Origin of the sequence: Nocardioides cynanchi (assembly GCF_008761635.1) — a bacterium.
Taxonomy (GTDB): Bacteria; Actinomycetota; Actinomycetes; order Propionibacteriales; family Nocardioidaceae; genus Nocardioides; species Nocardioides cynanchi.
On record NZ_CP044344.1, the window covers coordinates 3,961,746 to 3,982,158 of the forward strand.

16 protein-coding genes are annotated in these 20,413 nt (G+C 72.3%); 10 read left to right on the forward strand and 6 right to left on the reverse strand.

Translation table 11 applies throughout. The annotated features are described in order from the left end of the window. Positions 1 to 75: 75 nt before the first annotated feature. Entirely contained in the window at positions 76 to 4,962 is a 4,887-nt protein-coding gene (locus E3N83_RS19195) for an NAD-glutamate dehydrogenase (RefSeq protein ID WP_151085503.1), read from the forward strand. A gap of 173 nt (positions 4,963 to 5,135) precedes the next feature. Here E3N83_RS19195 and E3N83_RS19200 read toward each other — a convergent pair whose 3' ends face one another. The 3 genes from E3N83_RS19200 to E3N83_RS19210 are packed head-to-tail and all read right to left on the reverse strand — an operon-like array spanning position 5,136 to position 7,972. Next, entirely contained in the window at positions 5,136 to 5,993 is an 858-nt protein-coding gene (locus E3N83_RS19200; RefSeq protein WP_151084711.1) for a COG4705 family protein, read from the reverse strand. Positions 5,994 to 6,044: 51 nt separating this feature from the next. Next, complete coding sequence (locus E3N83_RS19205; RefSeq protein ID WP_151084712.1) at positions 6,045 to 7,319, reverse strand: sensor histidine kinase; 1,275 nt, start codon at positions 7,317 to 7,319, stop codon at positions 6,045 to 6,047. Further along, positions 7,310 to 7,972: a response regulator transcription factor gene (locus E3N83_RS19210; RefSeq protein ID WP_151084713.1), complete on the reverse strand. Its 663-nt coding sequence runs from the start codon at positions 7,970 to 7,972 to the stop codon at positions 7,310 to 7,312. The genes E3N83_RS19205 and E3N83_RS19210 overlap by 10 nt, the downstream gene beginning before the upstream one ends. Positions 7,973 to 8,078: 106 nt before the next feature. On the opposite strand from E3N83_RS19210, the gene E3N83_RS19215 reads away from it, so the two are divergent. Further along, positions 8,079 to 9,848, forward strand: coding sequence for an ABC transporter ATP-binding protein (locus E3N83_RS19215; RefSeq protein ID WP_151084714.1), 1,770 nt, complete (start codon positions 8,079 to 8,081; stop codon positions 9,846 to 9,848). After that, positions 9,845 to 11,716, forward strand: coding sequence for an ABC transporter ATP-binding protein (locus E3N83_RS19220; RefSeq protein WP_151084715.1), 1,872 nt, complete (start codon positions 9,845 to 9,847; stop codon positions 11,714 to 11,716). The genes E3N83_RS19215 and E3N83_RS19220 overlap by 4 nt, the downstream gene beginning before the upstream one ends. 7 nt (positions 11,717 to 11,723) lie before the next feature. Here the strand turns inward: E3N83_RS19220 and E3N83_RS19675 are convergent, their stop codons facing one another. Further along, positions 11,724 to 11,888, reverse strand: coding sequence for a hypothetical protein (locus tag E3N83_RS19675; protein ID WP_191907875.1), 165 nt, complete (start codon positions 11,886 to 11,888; stop codon positions 11,724 to 11,726). Positions 11,889 to 12,056: 168 nt separating this feature from the next. On the opposite strand from E3N83_RS19675, the gene E3N83_RS19225 reads away from it, so the two are divergent. Both E3N83_RS19225 and E3N83_RS19230 read left to right on the forward strand, forming a co-directional pair. Beyond that, positions 12,057 to 12,569, forward strand: coding sequence for a sigma-70 family RNA polymerase sigma factor (locus E3N83_RS19225; protein WP_151084716.1), 513 nt, complete (start codon positions 12,057 to 12,059; stop codon positions 12,567 to 12,569). After that, positions 12,566 to 13,258, forward strand: coding sequence for an anti-sigma factor family protein (locus E3N83_RS19230; RefSeq protein ID WP_151084717.1), 693 nt, complete (start codon positions 12,566 to 12,568; stop codon positions 13,256 to 13,258). The genes E3N83_RS19225 and E3N83_RS19230 overlap by 4 nt, the downstream gene beginning before the upstream one ends. A 170-nt stretch (positions 13,259 to 13,428) precedes the next feature. On the opposite strand, the gene E3N83_RS19235 is transcribed toward E3N83_RS19230, so the two are convergent. Both E3N83_RS19235 and E3N83_RS19240 read right to left on the reverse strand, forming a co-directional pair. Beyond that, positions 13,429 to 13,818 carry a hypothetical protein gene (locus tag E3N83_RS19235; protein WP_151084718.1) on the reverse strand — a complete coding sequence of 130 codons (390 nt, stop codon included), beginning with the start codon at positions 13,816 to 13,818 and terminating at the stop codon, positions 13,429 to 13,431. A 72-nt stretch (positions 13,819 to 13,890) separates the two neighbouring features. After that, on the reverse strand, positions 13,891 to 16,215 hold the full coding sequence (locus tag E3N83_RS19240) for a CDP-alcohol phosphatidyltransferase family protein (protein ID WP_151084719.1): 2,325 nt from the start codon (positions 16,213 to 16,215) through the stop codon (positions 13,891 to 13,893). Between the two features lie 103 nt (positions 16,216 to 16,318). Between E3N83_RS19240 and E3N83_RS19245 the strand changes: the two genes are divergently transcribed. Genes E3N83_RS19245 through E3N83_RS19265 form a run of 5 tightly spaced genes read left to right on the forward strand, consistent with a single transcriptional unit; the run spans position 16,319 to position 20,411 of the window. Further along, positions 16,319 to 17,317 (forward strand): zinc-dependent alcohol dehydrogenase, encoded by a 999-nt coding sequence (locus E3N83_RS19245; protein ID WP_151084720.1) that lies wholly within the window; start codon positions 16,319 to 16,321, stop codon positions 17,315 to 17,317. Beyond that, a complete protein-coding gene (locus tag E3N83_RS19250) occupies positions 17,305 to 17,703 on the forward strand; it encodes a 6-pyruvoyl trahydropterin synthase family protein (protein ID WP_151084721.1) in 399 nt (132 codons plus the stop codon). Before E3N83_RS19245 ends, E3N83_RS19250 begins: the two co-directional genes overlap by 13 nt. After that, entirely contained in the window at positions 17,700 to 18,764 is a 1,065-nt protein-coding gene (locus E3N83_RS19255) for a glycosyltransferase family 4 protein (RefSeq protein ID WP_151084722.1), read from the forward strand. The genes E3N83_RS19250 and E3N83_RS19255 overlap by 4 nt, the downstream gene beginning before the upstream one ends. Continuing rightward, the gene (locus tag E3N83_RS19260) at positions 18,761 to 19,714 is read left to right on the forward strand and encodes a lysylphosphatidylglycerol synthase transmembrane domain-containing protein (RefSeq protein WP_151084723.1); all 954 of its coding nucleotides are present in this window, start codon (positions 18,761 to 18,763) and stop codon (positions 19,712 to 19,714) included. The genes E3N83_RS19255 and E3N83_RS19260 overlap by 4 nt, the downstream gene beginning before the upstream one ends. After that, positions 19,707 to 20,411 carry a RibD family protein gene (locus E3N83_RS19265; RefSeq protein ID WP_151084724.1) on the forward strand — a complete coding sequence of 235 codons (705 nt, stop codon included), beginning with the start codon at positions 19,707 to 19,709 and terminating at the stop codon, positions 20,409 to 20,411. The genes E3N83_RS19260 and E3N83_RS19265 overlap by 8 nt, the downstream gene beginning before the upstream one ends. Positions 20,412 to 20,413 lie beyond the last annotated feature (2 nt).

Below are 20,413 nucleotides of genomic sequence, written 5' to 3' on the forward strand. Positions count from 1 at the left end.
TCACGACGCCGTACGACGTCCCCGCACGGCGGGTTGGTACGCGCGTGCCGGGGGTCCTACTGTCGGGTTGTGTCAATGACGACCGGCCTGTCGACCGACCCTGCGAAGTCCCACCTCCTGACCCAGGCGATCGCCCTCGCGGAGCGCAGCTCCGGGAGCGGCGGGCCACCCAAGGACGAGGCCGCCCGGCTGTTGACCGCCTACTACCGTCACGTCGCCGTCGACGACCTGGTCGACCGCTCGGCCGAGGAGCTGTACGGCGCGCTGGTCTCGCACTACCGCACCGCCGAGGTGCGTCCGCAGGGCACCGCCCGCGTGCACGTCTTCACCCCCGCGCTCGGCGAGCACGGCTGGTCGGCCGGCGGTCACTCGGTGGTCGAGGTGGTGACCGACGACATGCCGTTCCTGGTGGACTCCGTGGTGATGGAGCTGACCCGGCAGCAGCGTGACGTGCACCTGGTCGTGCACCCGCAGTTCGACGTCGTCCGCGACCTCACCGGCAACCTCGAGCACGTCGCCTGCCCCGACAACGAGTCCGCGCCGCCACCCGACGGCGCCGCCCGCGAGTCGTGGATGCACGTCGAGATCAGCAGGATCGGTCACGACGAGGACCCGGAGGCGATCGCCGCCGAGGTGGAGCACGTGCTCCGCGACGTCCGGGAGTCGGTCGAGGACTGGGGCCGGATGCGCCAGCAGATCGGCGAGATCGTCGAGGAGCTGACCGCGACGCCGCCCCCGTCGGTCGACCGCCAGGAGGTGGACCGCTCCGTCGCCTTCCTGAAGTGGCTGGCCGACGACCACTTCACCCTGCTCGGCTATCGCGAGTACCACCTCGAGAAGCACGACGACGGCGAGTACCTCCGCGGTGTTCCCGGCACCGGTGCGGGCATCCTGCGCAACGACCCCGACATGTCCTCGGCGACCTTCGGCAGGCTGCCCGACAAGGCCGCCGCGACCGCGCGCGAGAAGACCCTCCTGGTGCTGGCCAAGGCCAACTCCCGCTCGACGGTCCACCGCCCGGCGTACCTCGACTACGTCGGGGTGAAGACGTTCGACAGCGCCGGTGAGGTCTCCGGCGAGCGTCGCTTCCTCGGGTTGTTCTCCAGCGCCGCGTACACCGAGTCGGTCTGGCGGATCCCGCTGCTGCGCGAGAAGGCCAAGGGCGTCCTGCACCTGGTCGGCCTCGACCCGCACAGCCATGCCGGCAAGGCCCTGATCGACACGCTCGAGACCTACCCGCGCGACGAGCTGTTCCACACCCCGATCGAGGAGCTCGCGACGATGTCGTCGCGGGTCAGTGAGACCCGCGGCCGCCGGCAGCTGCGCACCTTCGTACGTCGCGACACCTACGACCGCTACGTCAGCGTGCTGGTCTTCCTGCCCCGCGACCGCTACAACACCACGGTCCGCGAGCGCTTCTCCGAGATCCTCAAGGACACCTTCGATGGCGAATCGGTGGAGTTCACGGTGCGGATGAGCGAGTCCACGACCGCGCGCGTGCACTTCGTGGTGCACCCGCCCAAGGGCCGACGCATCCCCGACGTCGACGTCTCCGAGCTGGAGCGCCGGCTCACCGACGCCTCCCGTTCCTGGCGCGACGACTTCACGGCGGCGACCATCGCCGAGTTCGGCGAGGACGTCGGCTCGACCCTGGCCCGCACCTTCGAGGGCTCGTTCCCCGAGGCCTACAAGGAGGACTTCTCCGCGGCCACCGGCGCCCTCGACCTCGGCCGGCTCGAGGCGCTCGGCGAGGGCGGCACCGACCTGTCGCTGTTCTCACCCCTGGACGCCGCGCGCGGCGAGGCACGGCTCAAGGTGTTCCGCCGCGGCGCCGCCATCTCCCTCTCGCAGGTCCTGCCGGCGCTGTCCTCGATGGGGGTCGAGGTCGTCGACGAGCGCCCCTACCGGCTCGACCACGTCGACGTCCCGTCGTACATCTACGAGTTCGGCCTGCGCTACGCCCCGGGCATGCCGGACACCATGCGCGAGCCCTTCCAGGACACGATCCGGGCGGTCTGGGACGGCTTCAACGAGATCGACGGGTTCAACGCCCTCGTCCTCGGCGCCGGCATCACCTGGCGCCAGGCCACGGTGCTGCGCGCCTATGCCAAGTACATGCGCCAGGGCGCCAGCCCCTTCGCCGTGGACTACATCGAGGAGGCGCTGCGCGGCAACACCGACATCACCCGCCTGCTGGTGCAGCTCTTCGAGGCCCGCTTCGACCCGGGCCGCAGCGGCCTGGCTGCCGACGCCGAGGCACGTACGGCGCGGGTCGACGAGATCAGGGGCCGGATCCAGCGGGCGCTCGACGACGTGGCCAGCCTCGACCACGACCGGATCCTGCGGTCCTATCTGACCCACATCACCTCCACGCTGCGCACCAACTACTTCCAGAACGACCCGAGCGGCGCACCGCACCCCTACATGTCGTTCAAGCTCGACCCGTCGGCGATCCCCGACCTGCCGCGGCCGCGGCCGCGCTTCGAGATCTTCGTCTACTCGCCGCGGGTCGAGGGCGTGCACCTCCGGTTCGGCGCGGTCGCTCGCGGCGGCCTGCGCTGGTCGGACCGGCGCGACGACTTCCGGACCGAGGTGCTCGGACTGGTCAAGGCGCAGATGGTGAAGAACACCGTGATCGTGCCGGTCGGCGCCAAGGGCGGGTTCTTCTGCAAGCAGCTGCCCGACCCGTCTGACCGCGAGGCCTGGCTGGCGGAGGGCATCGCCTGCTACAAGACGTTCATCTGCGGGCTGCTCGACATCACCGACAACCTCGTGGACGGCGCGAACGTGCCGCCGCGTGACGTCGTCCGCCACGACGGGGACGACTCCTACCTCGTCGTCGCCGCCGACAAGGGCACCGCGACGTTCTCCGACATCGCCAACGGCGTGGCCAAGGAGTACGGCTTCTGGCTGGGCGACGCGTTCGCCAGCGGTGGCTCGGTCGGCTACGACCACAAGGCGATGGGGATCACCGCCCGGGGCGCCTGGGTGTCGGTCCAGCGTCACTTCCGCGAGCGGGGCATCGACTGCCAGGCCGAGGACTTCACCTGCGTCGGCATCGGGGACATGTCGGGCGACGTCTTCGGCAACGGATTGCTCTGCTCCGAGCACACCCTGCTGCTGGCGGCCTTCGACCACCGCGACATCTTCCTCGACCCGCACCCCGACCCGGCCGCCTCGTTCGCCGAGCGGAAGCGGATGTTCGGGCTGCCCCGGTCGAGCTGGCAGGACTACGACGCCTCGCTGATCTCCGAGGGGGGAGGCGTCTACTCACGTGCCCTCAAGTCGGTGCCGATCAGCCCGCAGGTGCGGGCGGCGCTCGGCCTGGCCGACGACGCGACGGCGATGACGCCGGCCGAGCTGATGAAGGCGATCCTCCAGGCGCCGGTCGACCTGCTGTGGAACGGCGGCATCGGCACCTACGTCAAGGCCGGGGACGAGACGCACGCCGACGCCGGCGACAAGGCCAACGACGCGATCCGGGTCGACGGCGACCAGGTGCGGGCGAAGTGCGTGGGGGAGGGCGGCAACCTCGGGCTCACCCAGGGCGGCCGGATCGAGTACGCCCTGCGCGGCGCCGAGGGCAAGGGCGGCGCCCTCAACACCGACTTCATCGACAACTCCGCCGGTGTCGACACCTCCGACCACGAGGTCAACATCAAGATCCTGCTCGACCGGGTGGTGGCGGCCGGTGACCTGACCGAGAAGCAGCGCAACCGCCTGCTGGCCGAGATGACCGACGAGGTGGCGAGCCTGGTCCTGCGCGACAACTACGAGCAGAACCTCGCCCTGGCCAACGCCGCCGCCAACGCCCCGTCGCTCCTGCACGTGCACGAGGACTGGATGCGCACCCTCGAGCGCGAGGGCGTGCTCAACCGCGAGCTCGAGGGCCTGCCCAGCTCGCGCGTCGTACGACGCCGGATCGACCGCGGCGAGGGCCTCACGGTGCCGGAGCTCTCGGTGCTGCTGGCCTGGACCAAGATCCTGCTGGCCGACAAGCTGATCGACGACGACCTGCCCGACGACCCGTACTGCCACGTCGACCTGATGGCCTACTTCCCCACGCAGCTGCGCGACGGTTTCGAGGCCGCGATCGCCGAGCACCCGCTGCGCCGGGAGATCATCGTGACCCAGGTGGTCAACGACCTGGTCAACGGTGCCGGGATGACCTTCTGGCCGCGGCTGGCCGGCGAGACCGGCGCCACGCCGGCCGAGCTGACCCGGGCCAACTTCGTGGCCCGCGAGATCTTCGGCTCGCTGCCGCTGCGTGACGAGATCAAGACGTTCGACAACGTCCTCGCCGCGTCGTGCCAGACCCGGATGCGGGTCGAGATGCGCACGCTCGTGGAGCGCGCGTCGCGCTGGCTGGTCAACAACCGCCGGCCGCCGCTCGACAGCCAGGGCACGGTCGACTACTTCAGCGCGCCGGTCCAGGAGCTGATGAGCGAGCTGCCGTCGCTGCTGACCGGGCGTGAGCTCCGCGCCTTCCAGTCGCGCCGGAAGTCGCTGACCGACCAGGGCGTCCCCGAGGAGCTGGCGACCCGGGTGGCGGTGCTCCATCCGGCCTACATGCTGCTCGGCGTCGTCGAGATCGCGGACCGGATGTCGCTCGACCCGGCGCAGGTCGCCCGCCTCCACTTCGCGCTCGGCGAGCGGCTCGGGCTCCCCGACCTGGTCACCCGGATCCTCGACCTGCCCCGCGACGACCGCTGGCAGACGATGGCCCGGGCCGCGCTGCGCGACGACGTGTACGCCGTACACGCGCAGCTGACCGCGCAGGTCCTGCGCGACACCTCGCCCGACGAGAGCGTGCCGGCCCGGATCCAGCAGTGGGAGGACGGCGACTCGGTCGTGGTCTCACGGGCCGCCACCACGCTGGAGGAGATCTGCCGCGACGACGCCGCCGACCTGGCGCGGATGTCGGTGGGTCTGCGCGTCGTACGCGGGCTGCTCGCCAACTGACGTCCGGACGCACCGACCGGCCCGCACCCACAGGGAGGGCGGCGGGCCGGTCGGCTCCGGGGGATCGGATCGGCCGCGCAACGTGATGAGCGTGAGGCGGCCGCCCCGGATGACGACGCTCGCGAATCCTCGGGAAAGCGGGCGGGCGTCGTCGATCTGTGGGTCGGGACCGATCAGTGGTGGCAGGTATGGGCCTCCGCTTCGGCCTCGGCGAGAAACGACTCGGTGTCGTACTCGTCGTCGGCGGTGACGTCGCTGCGGGTGACGGTCAGGAAGACCACCAGGGAGAGGATCGTCCCGAGGAAGATCACGCTGGTCGCGGTGCCCAGGCCCAGGCCGCCGGCGTGGCGGGCCTGCGACACGTAGTCGCCGATCGACGCGCCCAGTGGCCGGGTCAGGACGTAGGCGAGCCAGAAGCTGACGACCGCACCGAGCCGGAGCCCGTAGTGGGCGACGGCCACGACCGCGATCGCGGCGGCGAAGACCGTGACCGTCGCGAGGTGACCCAGGCCCATCTGCTCCGAGAGCAGGTCGCCGCCGGCGGTGCCGAGGGCGAACGTGAACAGGACCCCCACCCAGTAGAACGCCTCGCGACGAGGGGTGCGGATGGTGTGGATGGACAGGGTCCGCTCCGCCTTCCACCAGGCCGCGAAGGTGATCGCCAGGAGCACCGCGAAGACGGGCGTGGTCACGCTCGTGGGTACGCCGTACCCGGCGGTGAGGTTGTCGGTGATCAGGGTGCCGAAGACGCTGACCAGCGCCACAGTCAGCCAGTAGATCCACGGCACGTAGTGGCGGGCGCGGAGCTGGAGCGTGAGCGCGACGAGGAACGCCGCCCCGATCACGATCGTGGTGAGGGTCAGACCGAGACCCAGGGTCCGGTCGAGGTAGTCGGCGAAGGTCTGGCCGACGGTCGTGCACAGGACCTTGATCAGCCAGAAGTAGACGGTGATCTCGGGCACCTTGTTCATCAGGTGCGCATACCGGTCGACGTACGCGCGCCCGCGCGCGGCCGTCGGATCGGTGGTCATGCCACCCAGCGTGCGGCAGAGCGCCTGCCACCTACCTGAACGGGCGCGGTCTCAGCGAGCCGGTGCGCGGACCTCGAACCGGCCTCCGGGACCGGGCCGGGCGACCAGGTCCGCACCGACCGCCCTGGCCATCCGGCGAGCGAGCGGGAGCCCGAGCCCGGCTCCCTCGGAGCTGGTCGTGTGGCCCGGCTCGAAGACCGACTCGACATCCGCGGCTCCGACCCCGGGCCCGTCGTCGAGGACCGCGATCACCACGGTGCCGCCGTCCCGGCTGACCTCGACGCGCGGGGTCCCGGTCCCGTGCCGCTCGGCGTTGTCGAGCAGCGGTCGGACGGCGGCGGCCAGCGGTGACGCGGGAGCCGCGAGCACGACGGCGTCGTACGACGAGGGGGGCAGGCCGAGGGACTCGAGGAGCGCCCCGACCGTGGTCCGGTCGTCGGCACCGGCGTGGGCGCGCGCGACGGCCAGCATGGTGTCGATGGAGTCGCGCATCCGCAGCGCTGCCTGGTGGATGCCGTCGAGGCCCTCGCGCTCGCCCGGTGTCGCCGACGTCCGGGCCAGGTCGGCCTCGGCCAGGATCACCGAGAGCGGGGTGCGCAGCTCATGGGCGATCTCGTCGGTGAGCCGCCGCTCGGCGGCCAGCGCGTCGACGATCCGGTCCAGCATCAGGTCCAGGGTCCGGCCGAGATGGGCGATCTCGTCGCCGCCCGGTCCGGGCGCGAAGCGGGCGCTCAGGTCGTGCTCGCGCCAGTCGTCGGCGAGCTCGGACATCGCCCGGACCTGGCGCAGGGACCCCGTGGCCGCCACCCAGGCCGCGGCGGTCGCGACCACGACGGTGCCGACGCCGAGCAGCAGCGAGAGCCACAGGGAGTGCCGCTCCGCGAGCTCGTAGGGCTCGAGGTACTCGGCCGCCACCACCGTGGCGACCCGCCGGCCCCCACGGTCGACGGGCAGCGCGTAGAACGTGACCTCGCCGTCGGAGGTCTGCCGGGGCTCGGGTACGGCGGCCAGGTTGCGGACCGGCACCTCGAGCGCGCGCTGCGACAGGCTGCCGTCCCGCAGCGCACCGTTCGCGTCGAAGATCCAGACGTTCTGGTCGAGCACCGACGAGCGCTGGTCGAGGATCCGCAGCAGCCCGCTCCGGTCCAGGAACACCGTCGCCGCCGCGGCCTGGGCGCGGCTCGTGAGACGGGAGTGCACGGTCGCGTCGTTGCTGCGGGCCAGGAGCACCTGGACGCCGATCACGAGCACCGCGGCGGTGAGGGTGGAGACCAGCAGCGCCGTCGCGGCCATCCGGGCCCGAAGTGACGGCGGCTTCACTGCCATCGGTAGCCGACTCCACGGACCGTCGTGATCAGGGCCAGGTCCAGCGGCCCGAGCTTGGTCCGCAGCCGTCGTACGTAGGAGTCGAGGGTGTTGTCGCTGACCATCGCGCCCATCGGCCACGCGGCCGCCACCAGCGCGTGGCGTCGTACGACGGTGGACGGCTCGGCCATCAGCCGGCCCAGCAGCCGGAACTCGGTGGGGGTCAGCGCCACCTCGGCGTCGCCGTGCACCAGCGCGTGCCGGCCCGGGTCGAGCACCGGCCGCTCGGCGGCCGCGTCGACGGCGTGCGGCGGGGTACGACGCAGCAGGGCGTCGAGGCGGACCCGCACCTCGTCGAGCTGGAACGGCTTGGTCAGGTAGTCGTCGCCGCCGGCCTCGAAGCCGGCGATCTTGTCGTGCAGCCCGTCGCGCGCGGTCAGGAACAGCACCGGCGAGTCCACGCTCGCCGCGCGCAGTGCCAGGCAGAGGTCCCGCCCGTCGGCGTCGGGCAGGCCGATGTCGAGCATCATCACGTCGGGCCGGCGGCGGACGAAGGCCCGCAGCGCCTCGGCGGCCGTCGCCACCACGAGCGGCTCGTGCCCCATGGCCCGCAGCGCGCGGGTGAGCACCGAGCGCAGGGCAGGCTCGTCCTCGCACACACCGACCAGGGCCACGACCGGAGCCTACGGGGCGGCGGTAGGTGTAAGACCCAGAACCCGAAGAGGTGTCATACAAAAGAATTCGTGATGTGTCGGCGCCCGGGGTTAGAGTCGGTCAACGATGCCTGCCGATCCCCATAGCCACCCGCCCGCCAGCGTGAACTCGCTGTGGCGGCTTCGGGCCTACCTTCGACCTCACCTCGCTGCCCTGGTGATCATGCTGGTCACCTCGATGTCCGGGGTCGTCGTGGCGATCTCGATCCCGCTCGTGATCAAGGCGCTGATCGACGGCCCGATCGAGGACCACCGTGCCAGTGGCATCCTGCCGCTGGGCCTGCTCGTGCTCGGCCTGGGCGTGCTCGAGGCGTTCCTGATCTGGTGGCGCCGCTGGGTCCAGAACAAGGCGGTCCTGGCCGTGGAGACCGCGATGCGCCGCGACCTCTACGACCGGCTCCAGGAGCTCCCGATGAGCTTCCACAGCCAGTGGCAGTCGGGCCAGCTGCTCTCGCGCGCCACCACCGACCTCTCGGCGATCCGCCGGTTCTTCGGCTTCGGGATGCTGTTCCTGCTGGTCAACATCACCCAGGTCACGGTGACGACCCTGGTGCTCCTGCACATGTACTGGCCGCTCGGCCTCGTGGTCGCGGCCACCTCCGCGCCCATCGTCTGGCTCTCGATGCGCTTCGAGAAGGCCTACGTCGTGGTCTCCCGCCGCGTCCAGGACCAGCAGGGCGACCTCGCGACGCTGGCCGAGGAGGGGGCCGTCGGCATCCGGGTGATCAAGTCCTTCGGCCGCACCGGTCACGTCTCCGGGCAGTACGACGACGCGGCGCGCACCCTGCTCGAGACCAGCGTCGACAAGGTGCGGCTGTCGGCGAAGTTCTGGACCTTCCTGGAGATGATCCCCAACCTCGCCGTCGTCGTGGTGCTGCTGCTCGGGGCGATCGGGGTCGGTCGCGGCGCGCTCACGCCTGGCGAGCTGGTCGCCTTCATCACCCTGATGCTCTCCCTGGTCTGGCCGGTCGCCTCGCTCGGTGTGATCCTGGCGATGGCGCAGGAGGCCATGACCGCCGCCGCCCGGGTGCTCGAGATCTACGACATGCAGCCCGACATCGTCTCCGGCGACGCCACCGCTCCCGACGCGCAGGGTCACCTTCGGTTCGAGCACGTCGACTTCACCTTCCCCGGCTCCGACACCCCGGTCCTGTGTGACGTCAACCTCGACCTCGCCCCCGGCGAGACGATCGCCCTGGTCGGGGCCACCGGCTCCGGCAAGACCGCCCTGACCGCCCTGGTCCCGCGGCTGTACGACGTCAGCGCAGGAGCGGTCACCATCGACGGCGTCGACGTGCGCGACTACTCCCTGCACGAGCTGCGCACCCTGGTGGCCACGGCCTTCGAGGAGCCGACGCTCTTCTCGATGAGTGCCCGGGAAAACCTCACCCTCGGCCGGGCCGACGCCACCGAGGACGAGATCGCCGAGGCGATCGACATCGCCCAGGCCGGCTTCGTGCACGACCTGCCCTGGGGCCTCGAGACCCGGATCGGCGAGCAGGGCATGTCGCTGTCCGGCGGCCAGCGCCAGCGCCTGGCCCTGGCCCGCGCCGTACTCGCGCAGCCGAAGGTGCTGGTCCTCGACGACACCCTCTCCGCCCTCGACATCCACACCGAGAAGCTGGTCGAGGAGGCCCTGCGCCGGGTGCTCGGTGCCACTACCGGCCTGGTCGTGGCCCACCGTGCCTCGACGGTGCTGCTGGCGGACAAGGTCGCCCTCCTCCAGGACGGCACGATCACCCACGTCGGTGCCCACCGCGAGCTGCTGGCCACCGTGCCGGCCTACAGAGAGCTGCTCGCCGCCGACTCCGAGGAGCTCGAGGAGGCCGTCTCATGACCACCGACACCACGGTGGCCGAGCGGAGTCGAGACGAGGCCCAGCCCCCCGAGAGCCAGAAGTGGCGCGGCGTCGCAGCCGACGGCCGCGACGACCTGACCGACGAGACCACCGCCAAGCTGGCCGGCCGCTCGCGCCGGTTGCTGCGCGACCTCCTGCGCCCCTACCGCCGCGCCGTGAAGCTGCTGACGATCGCGGTGCTGGTCGAGAACGCCGCCCGACTCTCGATCCCGCTGCTGGTCGCCAAGGGCATCGACCAGGGCATCCCGCCGATCCAGCAGAGCAACAACCTCCGGCCGCTGTTCGTCATCGTCGGCATCGTGCTGTTCGCGACGATCGTCCAGGCGATCTCCCGCAACATCTTCCTGGTCCGCTCGGGCCAGATCGGCCAGGACATCCTGTTCGAGATCCGGCAGCGCATCTTCCGGCAGTTCCAGCGGCTCAGCCCGGCCTTCCACGACTCCTACACCTCGGGGCGGGTGATCTCGCGCCAGACCTCCGACGTCGACGCCATCTACGAGATGCTCGAGACCGGCTTCGACGGTCTGATCACCGCCGCCCTGACCTTGGTCGGCACCGCCGTGCTGCTGCTCTACCTCGACGTCAAGCTCGGACTGGTCGCGCTGCTGTGCGGACCGTTCCTGGCCTGGGCGACCAACTGGTTCCGCAAGGAGTCGGCCAAGAGCTACCGCGTGACCCGCGAGAAGGTCGCGCTGGTGATCGTCCACTTCGTGGAGTCGATGAACGGCATCCGGGCGGTCCAGGCGTTCCGCCGCGAGCCCCGCAACCAGGAGATCTTCGACGACGTCAACGACCAGTACCGCGCGGCCAACCTGGTCGCCTTCCGGCTGGTCGCGTGGTTCATGCCCGAGATCCGGCTGATCGGCAACGTCACGATCGCGGTGGTCCTGCTGTACGGCGGCTACCTCGCCTACGACGGCCAGGTCACGGTCGGTGTGCTGGCGGCGTTCCTGCTCTACCTGCGCCAGTTCTTCGAGCCGATGATGGACATCTCGCAGTTCTACAACACCTTCCAGTCCGCCAACGCCGCCCTGGAGAAGATCTCCGGCGTGCTCGAGGAGGAGCCCGGCGTCCCGGAGCCGACCGCCCCGGTCGCGCTGAACGACCCGCGCGGCGACGTGCGCTTCGACCACGTCCGGTTCGAGTACGTCGACGGCGTGCCGGTCCTGCCCGACCTCGACCTGACCATCCCGGCCGGCCAGACCGTCGCCCTGGTCGGCACGACCGGGGCCGGCAAGACCACCATCGCCAAGCTGGCGACCCGCTTCTACGACCCGGTCGACGGCACCGTGACCATGGACGGCATCGACCTCCGCTCGCTCGGGTCGACCGACCTGCACCGGGCAGTGGTGATGGTGACCCAGGAGAACTACCTCTTCTCCGGCTCGATCGCCGACAACATCCGCTTCGGACGCCCCGACGCGACCATGGCCGACGTCGAGGAGGCCACCCGCGCGATCGGCGCCCACGGCTTCATCGCCACCCTCCCCGAGGGCTACGAGACCGAGGTGTCCAACCGGGGCGGCCTGCTCAGCGCGGGTCAGCGCCAGCTGATCGCCTTCTCGCGGGCCTTCCTGGCCGACCCCGCCGTGCTGATCCTCGACGAGGCGACATCGTCGCTCGACGTACCCTCCGAGCGTCTCGTGCAGCGGGCCCTGCGCACGATCCTGGCCAACCGGACGGCCGTGATCATCGCCCACCGGCTCTCGACGGTGGAGATCGCCGACCGGGTGCTCGTGCTCGAGCACGGCCGGATCATCGAGGACGGCACCCCGGCCGACCTGATCGAGGGCGGGGACGGCCGGTTCTCCGACCTGCACGAGGCCTGGCTCGAGTCGTTGGCCTAGACCACGCTCAGTAGGTGACCGACGGCTGGCACCGGGCGAACGACGCCGAGTCGCCACCCAGCAGCAGGACCCGGTCGCCCCAGATCGGCTGGCAGTCGCCCGGAGTCAGCTGCCGTACGGCGGTGCCGTCGTCGAAGCCGTTGCCGAAGCACCACCCGTAGTAGCCGTACATCTCATCCGTCCGCGGCGAGCCGCCACCCAGGTGGCGAACTCCTCGGGAGCGTCCTGCGTCACGGTCACACATTGTCTACGCAGCGCCGCCGGGCTTTGTTGCACTCGGCAGGGGAGAATCGAACCGATCTCGGACCTGCGTCGTATCACTGTGGTGTGGGGAGGTGTGATGGCTGAGAGCCCGGACGTCGTGATGCAACGACTCCATGACGAGCACGCCGGTGCGTTGTGGGGCCACTGCCTGCGCCTGACCAACTACGACCGCGTCCGTGCCGAGGACGTGTGCCAGGAGACCCTCCTGCGCGCCTGGCGCAACGCCGCCCTCCTCGACGAGACGCAGGGCTCGGTCCGCGCCTGGCTGTTCACCGTGGCCCGCAACATCCTCATCGACGAGTCGCGCACCAAGCGCTACCGCTCCGAGATCGCGATGGACGAGCTCCCCGAGCCGGCCACGACCGAGGACTCCAACGACCACCTCCTGATGACCTGGATCGTCGCCGACGCGGTGACCCAGCTCTCGCCCGAGCACCGTGCGGTGCTCCAGGAGACCTACTTCAAGGGCCACCCCGTCGCCGAGGCGGCGCGGCGGCTCGGCATCCCGGAAGGCACCGTGAAGTCGCGGACCCACTATGCGCTGCACGCGCTCCGGCTCGCGCTCGAGGAGATGGGGGTCGTCGCATGAGTGTCACGCCGATCCGATGCCCGTTCGCCATGGACGACGGCGCCTACGTCCTGGGCTCCCTGTCGCCGGCGGAGCGCAAGGCCTTCGAGGCGCACCTGCCCGGCTGCGAGCACTGCTCCGTCGCGGTCCGGGACCTGGCCGGCCTGCCCGGGCTGCTCGGTCGGCTGGACGCCGACGTGTTCGACCTTCCGGCGATCGACCCCGTCCCCGACACCCTGCTGCCCCGCCTGAGCCGCGCCGTACGACGTCAGCAGCACCGCCGCACCTGGTTGATCGCCGGTGCCGCCGCCGCTGTGGCCGCCGCGATCAGCATCGGTGGCGTGGCCGCCTTCGACCACCCCCACCCCGGCACCCCGGTGGCGGTCGCTCCGCCGCTCGGCCCGGCGATGACCCAGATCGGGAACGACCCGATGACCGCCCACCTCGCGGTCACCCAGGTGGGGTGGGGCACCAAGCTCGACCTGACCTGCACCTACCCCGTGCAGCACCGGGGGGCGTCCTACGACGCGGGTGCCTACGCCCTGGTCGTGCACACCCTCGACGGTCGTTCGCAGCGGGTCGCGACCTGGAGCGGGCTGCCCGGCAAGACCATGCACCTGTCCGCGGCCACCGCCTCGCAGGCCTCCGACATCAGCTCGGTCAACGTGGTCCGCGTGGGCGGACCGCCGGTCCTCGCCCTCCACCTCTGACCGCCGACTCCTGACCTGCAGGCCCCTACTGATCGAGTCGTGTGCCTGGGGACGCGCTCCAGAGCGTTCTCAGGCACACGACCTGCCCGCTGCCACCGGTTGTCACCGGATGGCACCTACCGCTCGGTGCGGGCCGCTGCGGATCGCCCGGCTCCGCTGAGCTCAGGAGGTCAGTGCGCGCCGACCGTGCTGCGCTGGGCGACCGGTGCGGTACGCCGTTCGGTGGCGAGGAGGTAGAGGCCAGTCAGGATGGCGACGGCCTCGGCCGCGGTGGCGGTCCAGACGTAGGGGCCCTGCCACTTCTCGTGATCACCGAACAGGCCCCACTGGGCGGCGATCACGAAGCCACCCAGCGTCGAGGCACCGAAGCCGAACGCCAGGAACGGCGCCGGCCAGCTCCGCCAGGTGACGAGGAGCGCCGCGATGGCCACGCCGGCGACGACGTTGACCATGAACAGCGGGCCGACCACGTGGTCGTGACGGAACCCGTCGAGCCACAGGTGCAGGTGGACGTACGCCGAGACCAGGACGGCAGTGGCAGCGACGAGACGGACGGTCATGGGAGCTCTCCGATCCGGGCCCCGGACCGGGCCCTCGACGGGTGACACGAGCAGCCGGCGGGATCGGTTCGGTCAGGGGGTGCGCTGCGATCCGAAGGCGGCCAGGAAGCGGTTGCGGAAGGTGTCCATCCGGGCCACCGGCCCGTGCGGGTCGGGCAGCATCCCGGGCGTCCAGCCCCAGCTCGCGATCCGGTCCAGGACGCGCGGGTCGTGGGCGATCAGCGAGATCGGCACGTCGTGCGAGGCGTCGAGCCCGCTGACCACGGTGTGCGGCTGGTGGTCGCCGAGCACGACCATCACCAGCTTGTTGTCGTGGGCGTGGCGCACGAAGGAGACCAGCGAGTGCAGCGAGTAGCGGATCGAGGTCGCGTAGTTGCGCTGTGTGTCACCCTGCTGGGCGAACAGCTGGAACAGCGACGCGTGCGACTCGGTCATGCCGTCGTAGACCGTGCCGTGCCCGAGCTGGTCCCACGGTACGACGTGGGGCAGGGGCGTCCAGGGCGTGTGGCTGGAGTCGAGGTCGATCTCGGCCATCACCGGCCGCCGGTCCCGGGGCTGGATCTCCCGGTGGTAGAACGCCTTGAACGTGTACTGGTCGGGCACCCGGGCGTAGCTGAAACGGGGGCCGCGGTAGCCGACGTTCGAGGCGCCGTACATCTGGTCGTAGCGGTAGAACTGCTTGCCCAGCGGCCACCCGTGCCCGTCCGACGGCACGTCGCCCACGGTGCGCCAGCCGGCTCGGCCGAAGGCCTGGCTGAGGGTGAACCGGTCACCGGACAGCACTTGGTCGTAGCGCGACTGGGAGTCGATCCACAGGCCGGTCTGGAGGGTGGAGTGGGCCAGCCAGCTGATCCCGCCGAAGGTGGGCGAGGTCAGGTAGCCGCTGCGAGCCGCGAAGCCGGCGGCGCCGAGCTGCTGGGTGACCCGGTTCAGCGTCTGGTCCACCCGGGGGGCGAACCACGTGTCCTGGACCGCCACCCGCCCGTAGCTCTCGATGAACACCAGCAGCACGTCCTTGCCGCGCAGCCGGGTGAGCAGCCGGCTGCCCGGGGTGAGGGCGTAGGCGTCGTGCTGGACCTCGGCCCGGAACGCCGCCCGGTCCCGTAGGTCGGCCTGGACCTGGTCGACCTGGGCGGCGAAGAGGGAGGCGGCCGGCGTCGCAGCGACCGGGACGCCGTCCACCTGCGCGCCGGCGGCGCCGGCCACGGCCCAGACCACGGTGAGCACCCCGGTCACCCGCAGCCACAGCTCGGGCCTGCTCCGGACCGCCCGGCGCGACCGCAGGGCTGCCCAGACGCACGCGACCGTGGCCAGGACCACGCCCAGGGCGATCCCGGCCAGCACCGTCACCTGGCCGGTCCGGCCCAGTGACGACTGGAGCAGGTCCAGGCCGGAGCCGGCGTAGCCGGGATCGGTCAGCGGGTCGAAGGGTCGGTCGAGTCCTTCGTAGAAGCCGAGGTCCAGCGCGGTGACGACGACGGTGACCGTCAGCAGCAGCCCGGCAGCCACTGAGAGCACGCGACCGATCGCCGTGGGCAGCACCAGCGCCAGGGCCAGGAACACCACCAGCTCGACCGGCACCGCGGCCAGCGCGCCGGGCCGGAGCAGGTCCGGACGAGGAGGCAGCGCCAGGGCGAGCCACACGACGCCGAAGGCCAGCGCGTCGACGGCCGGGCGCACCCAGCGCGCCCGCGCGGGCGCCTCCTGGCGATGGCGCTGCCGCCAGAGCACCCAGGCCTGGTGGCCGAACGACTCCACGAGCAGCAGCCAGGCGCCGGTCAGGAGCACCTCGGTCCAGCGGCGCGGCAGGAGGTCGGAGCCGACCACCGCGAGCACCACGCCCTGGACCGCCGCCACCACCTTGGCCCAGAGCCGCGGGGGAGTGGGGTTGGCCAGCCAGCGCCAGGCCTGGGCCGCCGCCAGGAGCGCGTAGCGGGCCAGCCCGATCGCCAGCACCCACGAGCCGGCGACCGGTACGACGTACGCGCTGAGCACGAGGATCAGGAAGGCGTCGGTCTCCATGTCGAACGCCGCGCCCAGCCGGGTCACGCTGCCGTTGCGGCGGGCCAGTTGGCCGTCGACCGCGTCCAGGGCCAACGCCACCGCGCTCAGCGAGACGACCAGAGGGCGCGGCACGGAGGCGGTCCACGACTGCACGACCAGGGCGGCCACCCCGGCGACCAAGGTGGCCCGTAGCAGCGTCACCTGGTTGGCCACGCCGAGCCGGTCCAACCCGGTGCGGGTCATCCCGCGGGCCAGCAGCAGGCAGGTCACCACCGCGCACGCTCCGCCCACGACCAGGGCAGGGCCGCCGAGTCCTACGCTGACCGTGAGCACGACCAGGAGGGCGGCGGCGCCGGCGAGCCCGGTCGCAGGACCGACCTGAACCCGACGCACGGTGCCTCCGTATGCAGTAGTGACCACGGACACCGGGTCATACGACGACGTGCAGTTTCCGGTTCAGCCGACTGGATGGGGAGTGGACGTGGAGGGAGCCGACATGGCCGCACGGGCGCGCGCGTTCTGGGTGCGCGAGCCCGGGCGCGGCGAGATCCGGCCGGTCGACCTCCGGGACCCGGGCCCCGGCGAGGTCCTGGTGCGGGCCGTGGCCTCCGGGGTGAGCCGGGGCACGGAGACCCTCGTCTTCCGGGGCGGGGTCCCTGTCGACCAGTACGACGTGATGCGGGCGCCGTTCCAGGAGGGCGCGTTCCCGGGACCGGTCAAGTACGGCTACCTCAGCGTCGGCGTCGTCGAGGCCGGCGAGGCCGCCCTGGTCGGGCGCACCGTCTTCTGCCTGCATCCGCACCAGACGGCGTACGTCGTCCCGGCGGCCGCGGTGGGCGTCGTACCCGACGACGTGCCGGCGCGCCGGGCGGTGCTCGCCGGCTGTGTTGAGACCGCGGTCAACGCGCTGTGGGATGCCCGCCCCCTGGTCGGCGACCGGGTCGCCGTGGTCGGCGCCGGCATGGTCGGGGCGTGCGTGGCCCGGCTGCTCGCCGGCGTCCCCGGAGCGGAGGTCTGGCTCGTCGACGTCGACCCCGCCCGGGAGAAGCTCGCCACCGACCTCGGGGTCCGGTTCGCGACCCCCGACGAGGCGCCGCGCGACCTGGACCTCACCCTGCACGCCAGCGGGACCGCCGCCGGCCTCCAGGTCTCGCTCGACCTGCTCGGCGCGGAGGGGACCGTGACCGACCTCAGCTGGTACGGCGACACCCCGGTCACGCTCCGCCTCGGCGGCAGCTTCCACTCGTCGCGGCTGACCATCCGGGCCAGCCAGGTCGGTCGGGTGGCCCCGGTGCGGAGCGCCCGGCGTACCACCGCCGACCGGCTGGCCCTCGCACTCTCGCTGCTCGCCGACCCGGCGTACGACGCCCTGCTCACCGGCGAGTCCGCGTTCGCCGAGCTCCCGGACCTGATGCCCCGGCTGGCCTCGGGGGACCTGCCCGCGATCTGCCACACGATCACCTACGACCGTGAGGAGCCGGCATGTTCGAGGTGACCGTCCGCGACCACATGATGATCGCCCACAGCTTCCGGGGTGAGGTGTTCGGCCCGGCCCGCCGCCTGCACGGGGCGACGTACGTCGTCGACGCGGCGTTCGCCCGCGACGGCCTGGACGACGACGGGATCGTGCTCGACATCGGCCGGGCGGGGGAGGCCCTGCACGCGGTGCTCGCCGAGCTGACCTATCGCAACCTCGACGACGAGGAGGCCTTCGCGCGCACCAACACCACCACCGAGGTGCTGGCCCGTGAGGTCGCGGATCGTCTGGCGCAGCGGCTCCGGGCCGGCGAGCTCGGGGTCGCCCACGACTCCCTGGCCCGGATCCGGGTCACGCTGCACGAGTCGCCGGTCGCGTGGGCGAGCTACGAGCGCGCGCCATGACCGGCGTCCTGCACGCGGTCGTGCCCGCCGGGGTGGACGACCCGGCCCGACCCAGCGGTGGCAACGTCTACGACCGTCGGGTGCTCGACGGCCTCCGGGCGTGCGGTTGGCAGGTCGAGGAGCACCAGGTCGAGGGCGCCTGGCCGACCCCCGACGTCGGCGCGCTGGCGGGGCTCGCCCGGGTGCTGGGCGACCTGCCCGAGGCAGCCCTGGTGCTGGTCGACGGGCTGATCGCCTCGTCCGCCGCCGTGGTGCTGCCCGGAGCCAGCTCCCGGCTGCGGACCGTCGTCCTGGTGCACATGCCGCTGGGCCCCGACGCCGGCGAGGAGGCCGTCCTGTCCGGCGCCTCCGCCGTGGTCACCACCAGCCGGGCGACCCGTGACCGGTTGCGCCAGTGGTACGCCCTGCGCCGGGTCCAGGTCTGCGAGCCGGGAGCCGACCGGGCGCCGCTCGCGACCGGCAGCGGCACCGACGGAGCCCTGCTCTGCGTGGCCGCGGTGCACCGGGGCAAGGGTCACGACCTGCTGCTCGACGCGCTCGCCGAGGTGGGCGACCAGCCCTGGACCCTGACCTGCGTCGGCTCGCTGGAGGTCGACCCGATCCACGTGGAGCGTCTCCAGCAGAAGGTCTACGCCCGGCGGTGGGAGGGTCGGGTCCGGTTCGTCGGCCCGTTGGGCGGGCGGTCCCTCGAGGCGGCGTACGACGTGGCCGATCTGGTGGTCCTCGCGTCGCGCGCCGAGAGCTACGGGATGGTGCTCACCGAGGCGCTCGCGCACGGGCTGCCCGTCGTCGCCACCCGGGTCGGCGGTGTGGCCGAGGCAGTCGGCCGGGCCCTCGACGGCTCGGCGCCGGGGCTGCTGGTGGCTCCCGACGACACCGCCGCCCTCGCCTCGGCGCTGGGCGGCTGGCTCTCCGACGGCGACCTGCGCCGGCGACTCGCCGCCGCGGCGGCCTCGCGTCGTACTGGTCTCCGGCCCTGGTCGGCGACCGCGGCCGACCTCGCAGCCGTGCTCACGCAGGTCGACCACCGCGTCCAGGCCACGGCCGGGACCCGCCGATGAGGGCGCGCTCGTGGCTCCGGCTGCTCGGCGGCGCGCTGGTGCTGGCCGTGCTCCTGTGGCGGTTCGGGACCGGGCCGTTCGTCGAGGCATGGCGGGTGACCACGTGGTGGGCCGTCCTCGCAGCGCTGGTCCTGACGTCCTTCGCGACCCTCACGTCGGCCTGGCGCTGGCGGGTCGTCGCCGGCCGGCTCGGCGTGCCTGTGGCCCCGGGTCCCGCGGTCGCGGCCTACTACCGCTCGCAGTTCCTGAACGCGACGCTGCCCGGCGGCATCCTCGGTGACGCCCACCGCGCCGTCCGGCACGGCCGCGAGGCCGGCGACCTGCCGGCCGGGCTCCGCGCCACCCTGTGGGAGAGGCTCGGTGGACAGGCGGTGCAGGTCGGCCTGGCGGTGCTCGCCGTGCTCCTGCTGCCCTCACCGCTGCGGCCCTTCGCTCCGCTCGCGGTCGCGGTGGCCGTGGCCGTCGGGATGGTGGCGTGGTGGCTGCGGCGTCGCGGGGACGCTGCTCGCCCCGGCTTCGTCGCGGCCGACCTGCGGGCGCTGCTCGAGCGTCGTACCGCCTCTCGCGTCGCGCTGGCCTCGGCCGGCTCGACGGCCGCCCATCTCGGCGTGTTCCTGGTCGCGGTGCTGGCGGTCGGCGTGGCCGCGCCGCTCACGGTGCTGGTCGCGACCGCCCTGGTGGTCCTGGTGGTCTCGTCGGTGCCGGTCAGCATCGCCGGCTGGGGGCCGCGCGAGGGCGTCACCGCCTGGGCCTTCGGCTTCGCCGGGCTCGGCTCCGCGGCCGGCCTCACGGTCTCGGTGGTGTACGGCGTGCTGGCCGCGGTCGCGACGCTGCCGGGCGCCGTGGTCCTGGGCGCCGAGGCGGTGCGCGGACGCGGGCTCCGCCGCGCGGCCACGCCACCCGCCCCGCTGACGTCGTCCCCGGTGCTCGAGGAGGCGCGTCATGGCTGAGCGGCCCTACACCCTGCTGAGCTGCAGCATGTCGATCGACGGCTACATCGACGGCGCCTCCGAGAGCCGGCTGCTGCTGTCCAACGACCTCGACTTCGACCGGGTCGACCGGGTCCGCGCCGGGGTCGACGCGATCATGGTCGGCGCGACCACCGTCCGCAACGACAACCCCCGCCTGCTGGTCCGCGACGCCGGGCTGCGGGCACGCCGCCGCGACCGGGGCCTGCCCGAGAGTCCGGCCAAGGTCACCGTGACCAGTCGCGGGCTGCTGGACCGGTCGGCGCGCTTCTTCGCCGACGACGGCAGCGCGAAGCTGGTCTACGCCGCGTCCCCGGTCGTCGACGGGCTCACCGACCGGGTCGGGCACGCGGCCGAGGTGGTCGACGGCGGCGAGCCACTGAGGCTGGTCACCCTCGCCGAGGACCTCCACGCCCGCGGGGTGCGGCGACTGATGGTCGAGGGCGGTGGCTCGGTGCACACCCAGCTCCTCGCCGACGACCTCGTCGACGAGCTCCAGCTGGTGGTGGCTCCGTTCTTCGTCGGCGAGCCCGCGGCGCGCAGGTTCGTCGGCGAGGGCCACTTCCCGTGGCACGCGGGCCGCCGGGCCGTGCTGGCGGACACCCGGCAGCTCGGCGACGTGGTGCTGCTGCGCTACGCGCTGTCGGACCGCTACGACGCCGCGATGCCCAGCGCCTAGGG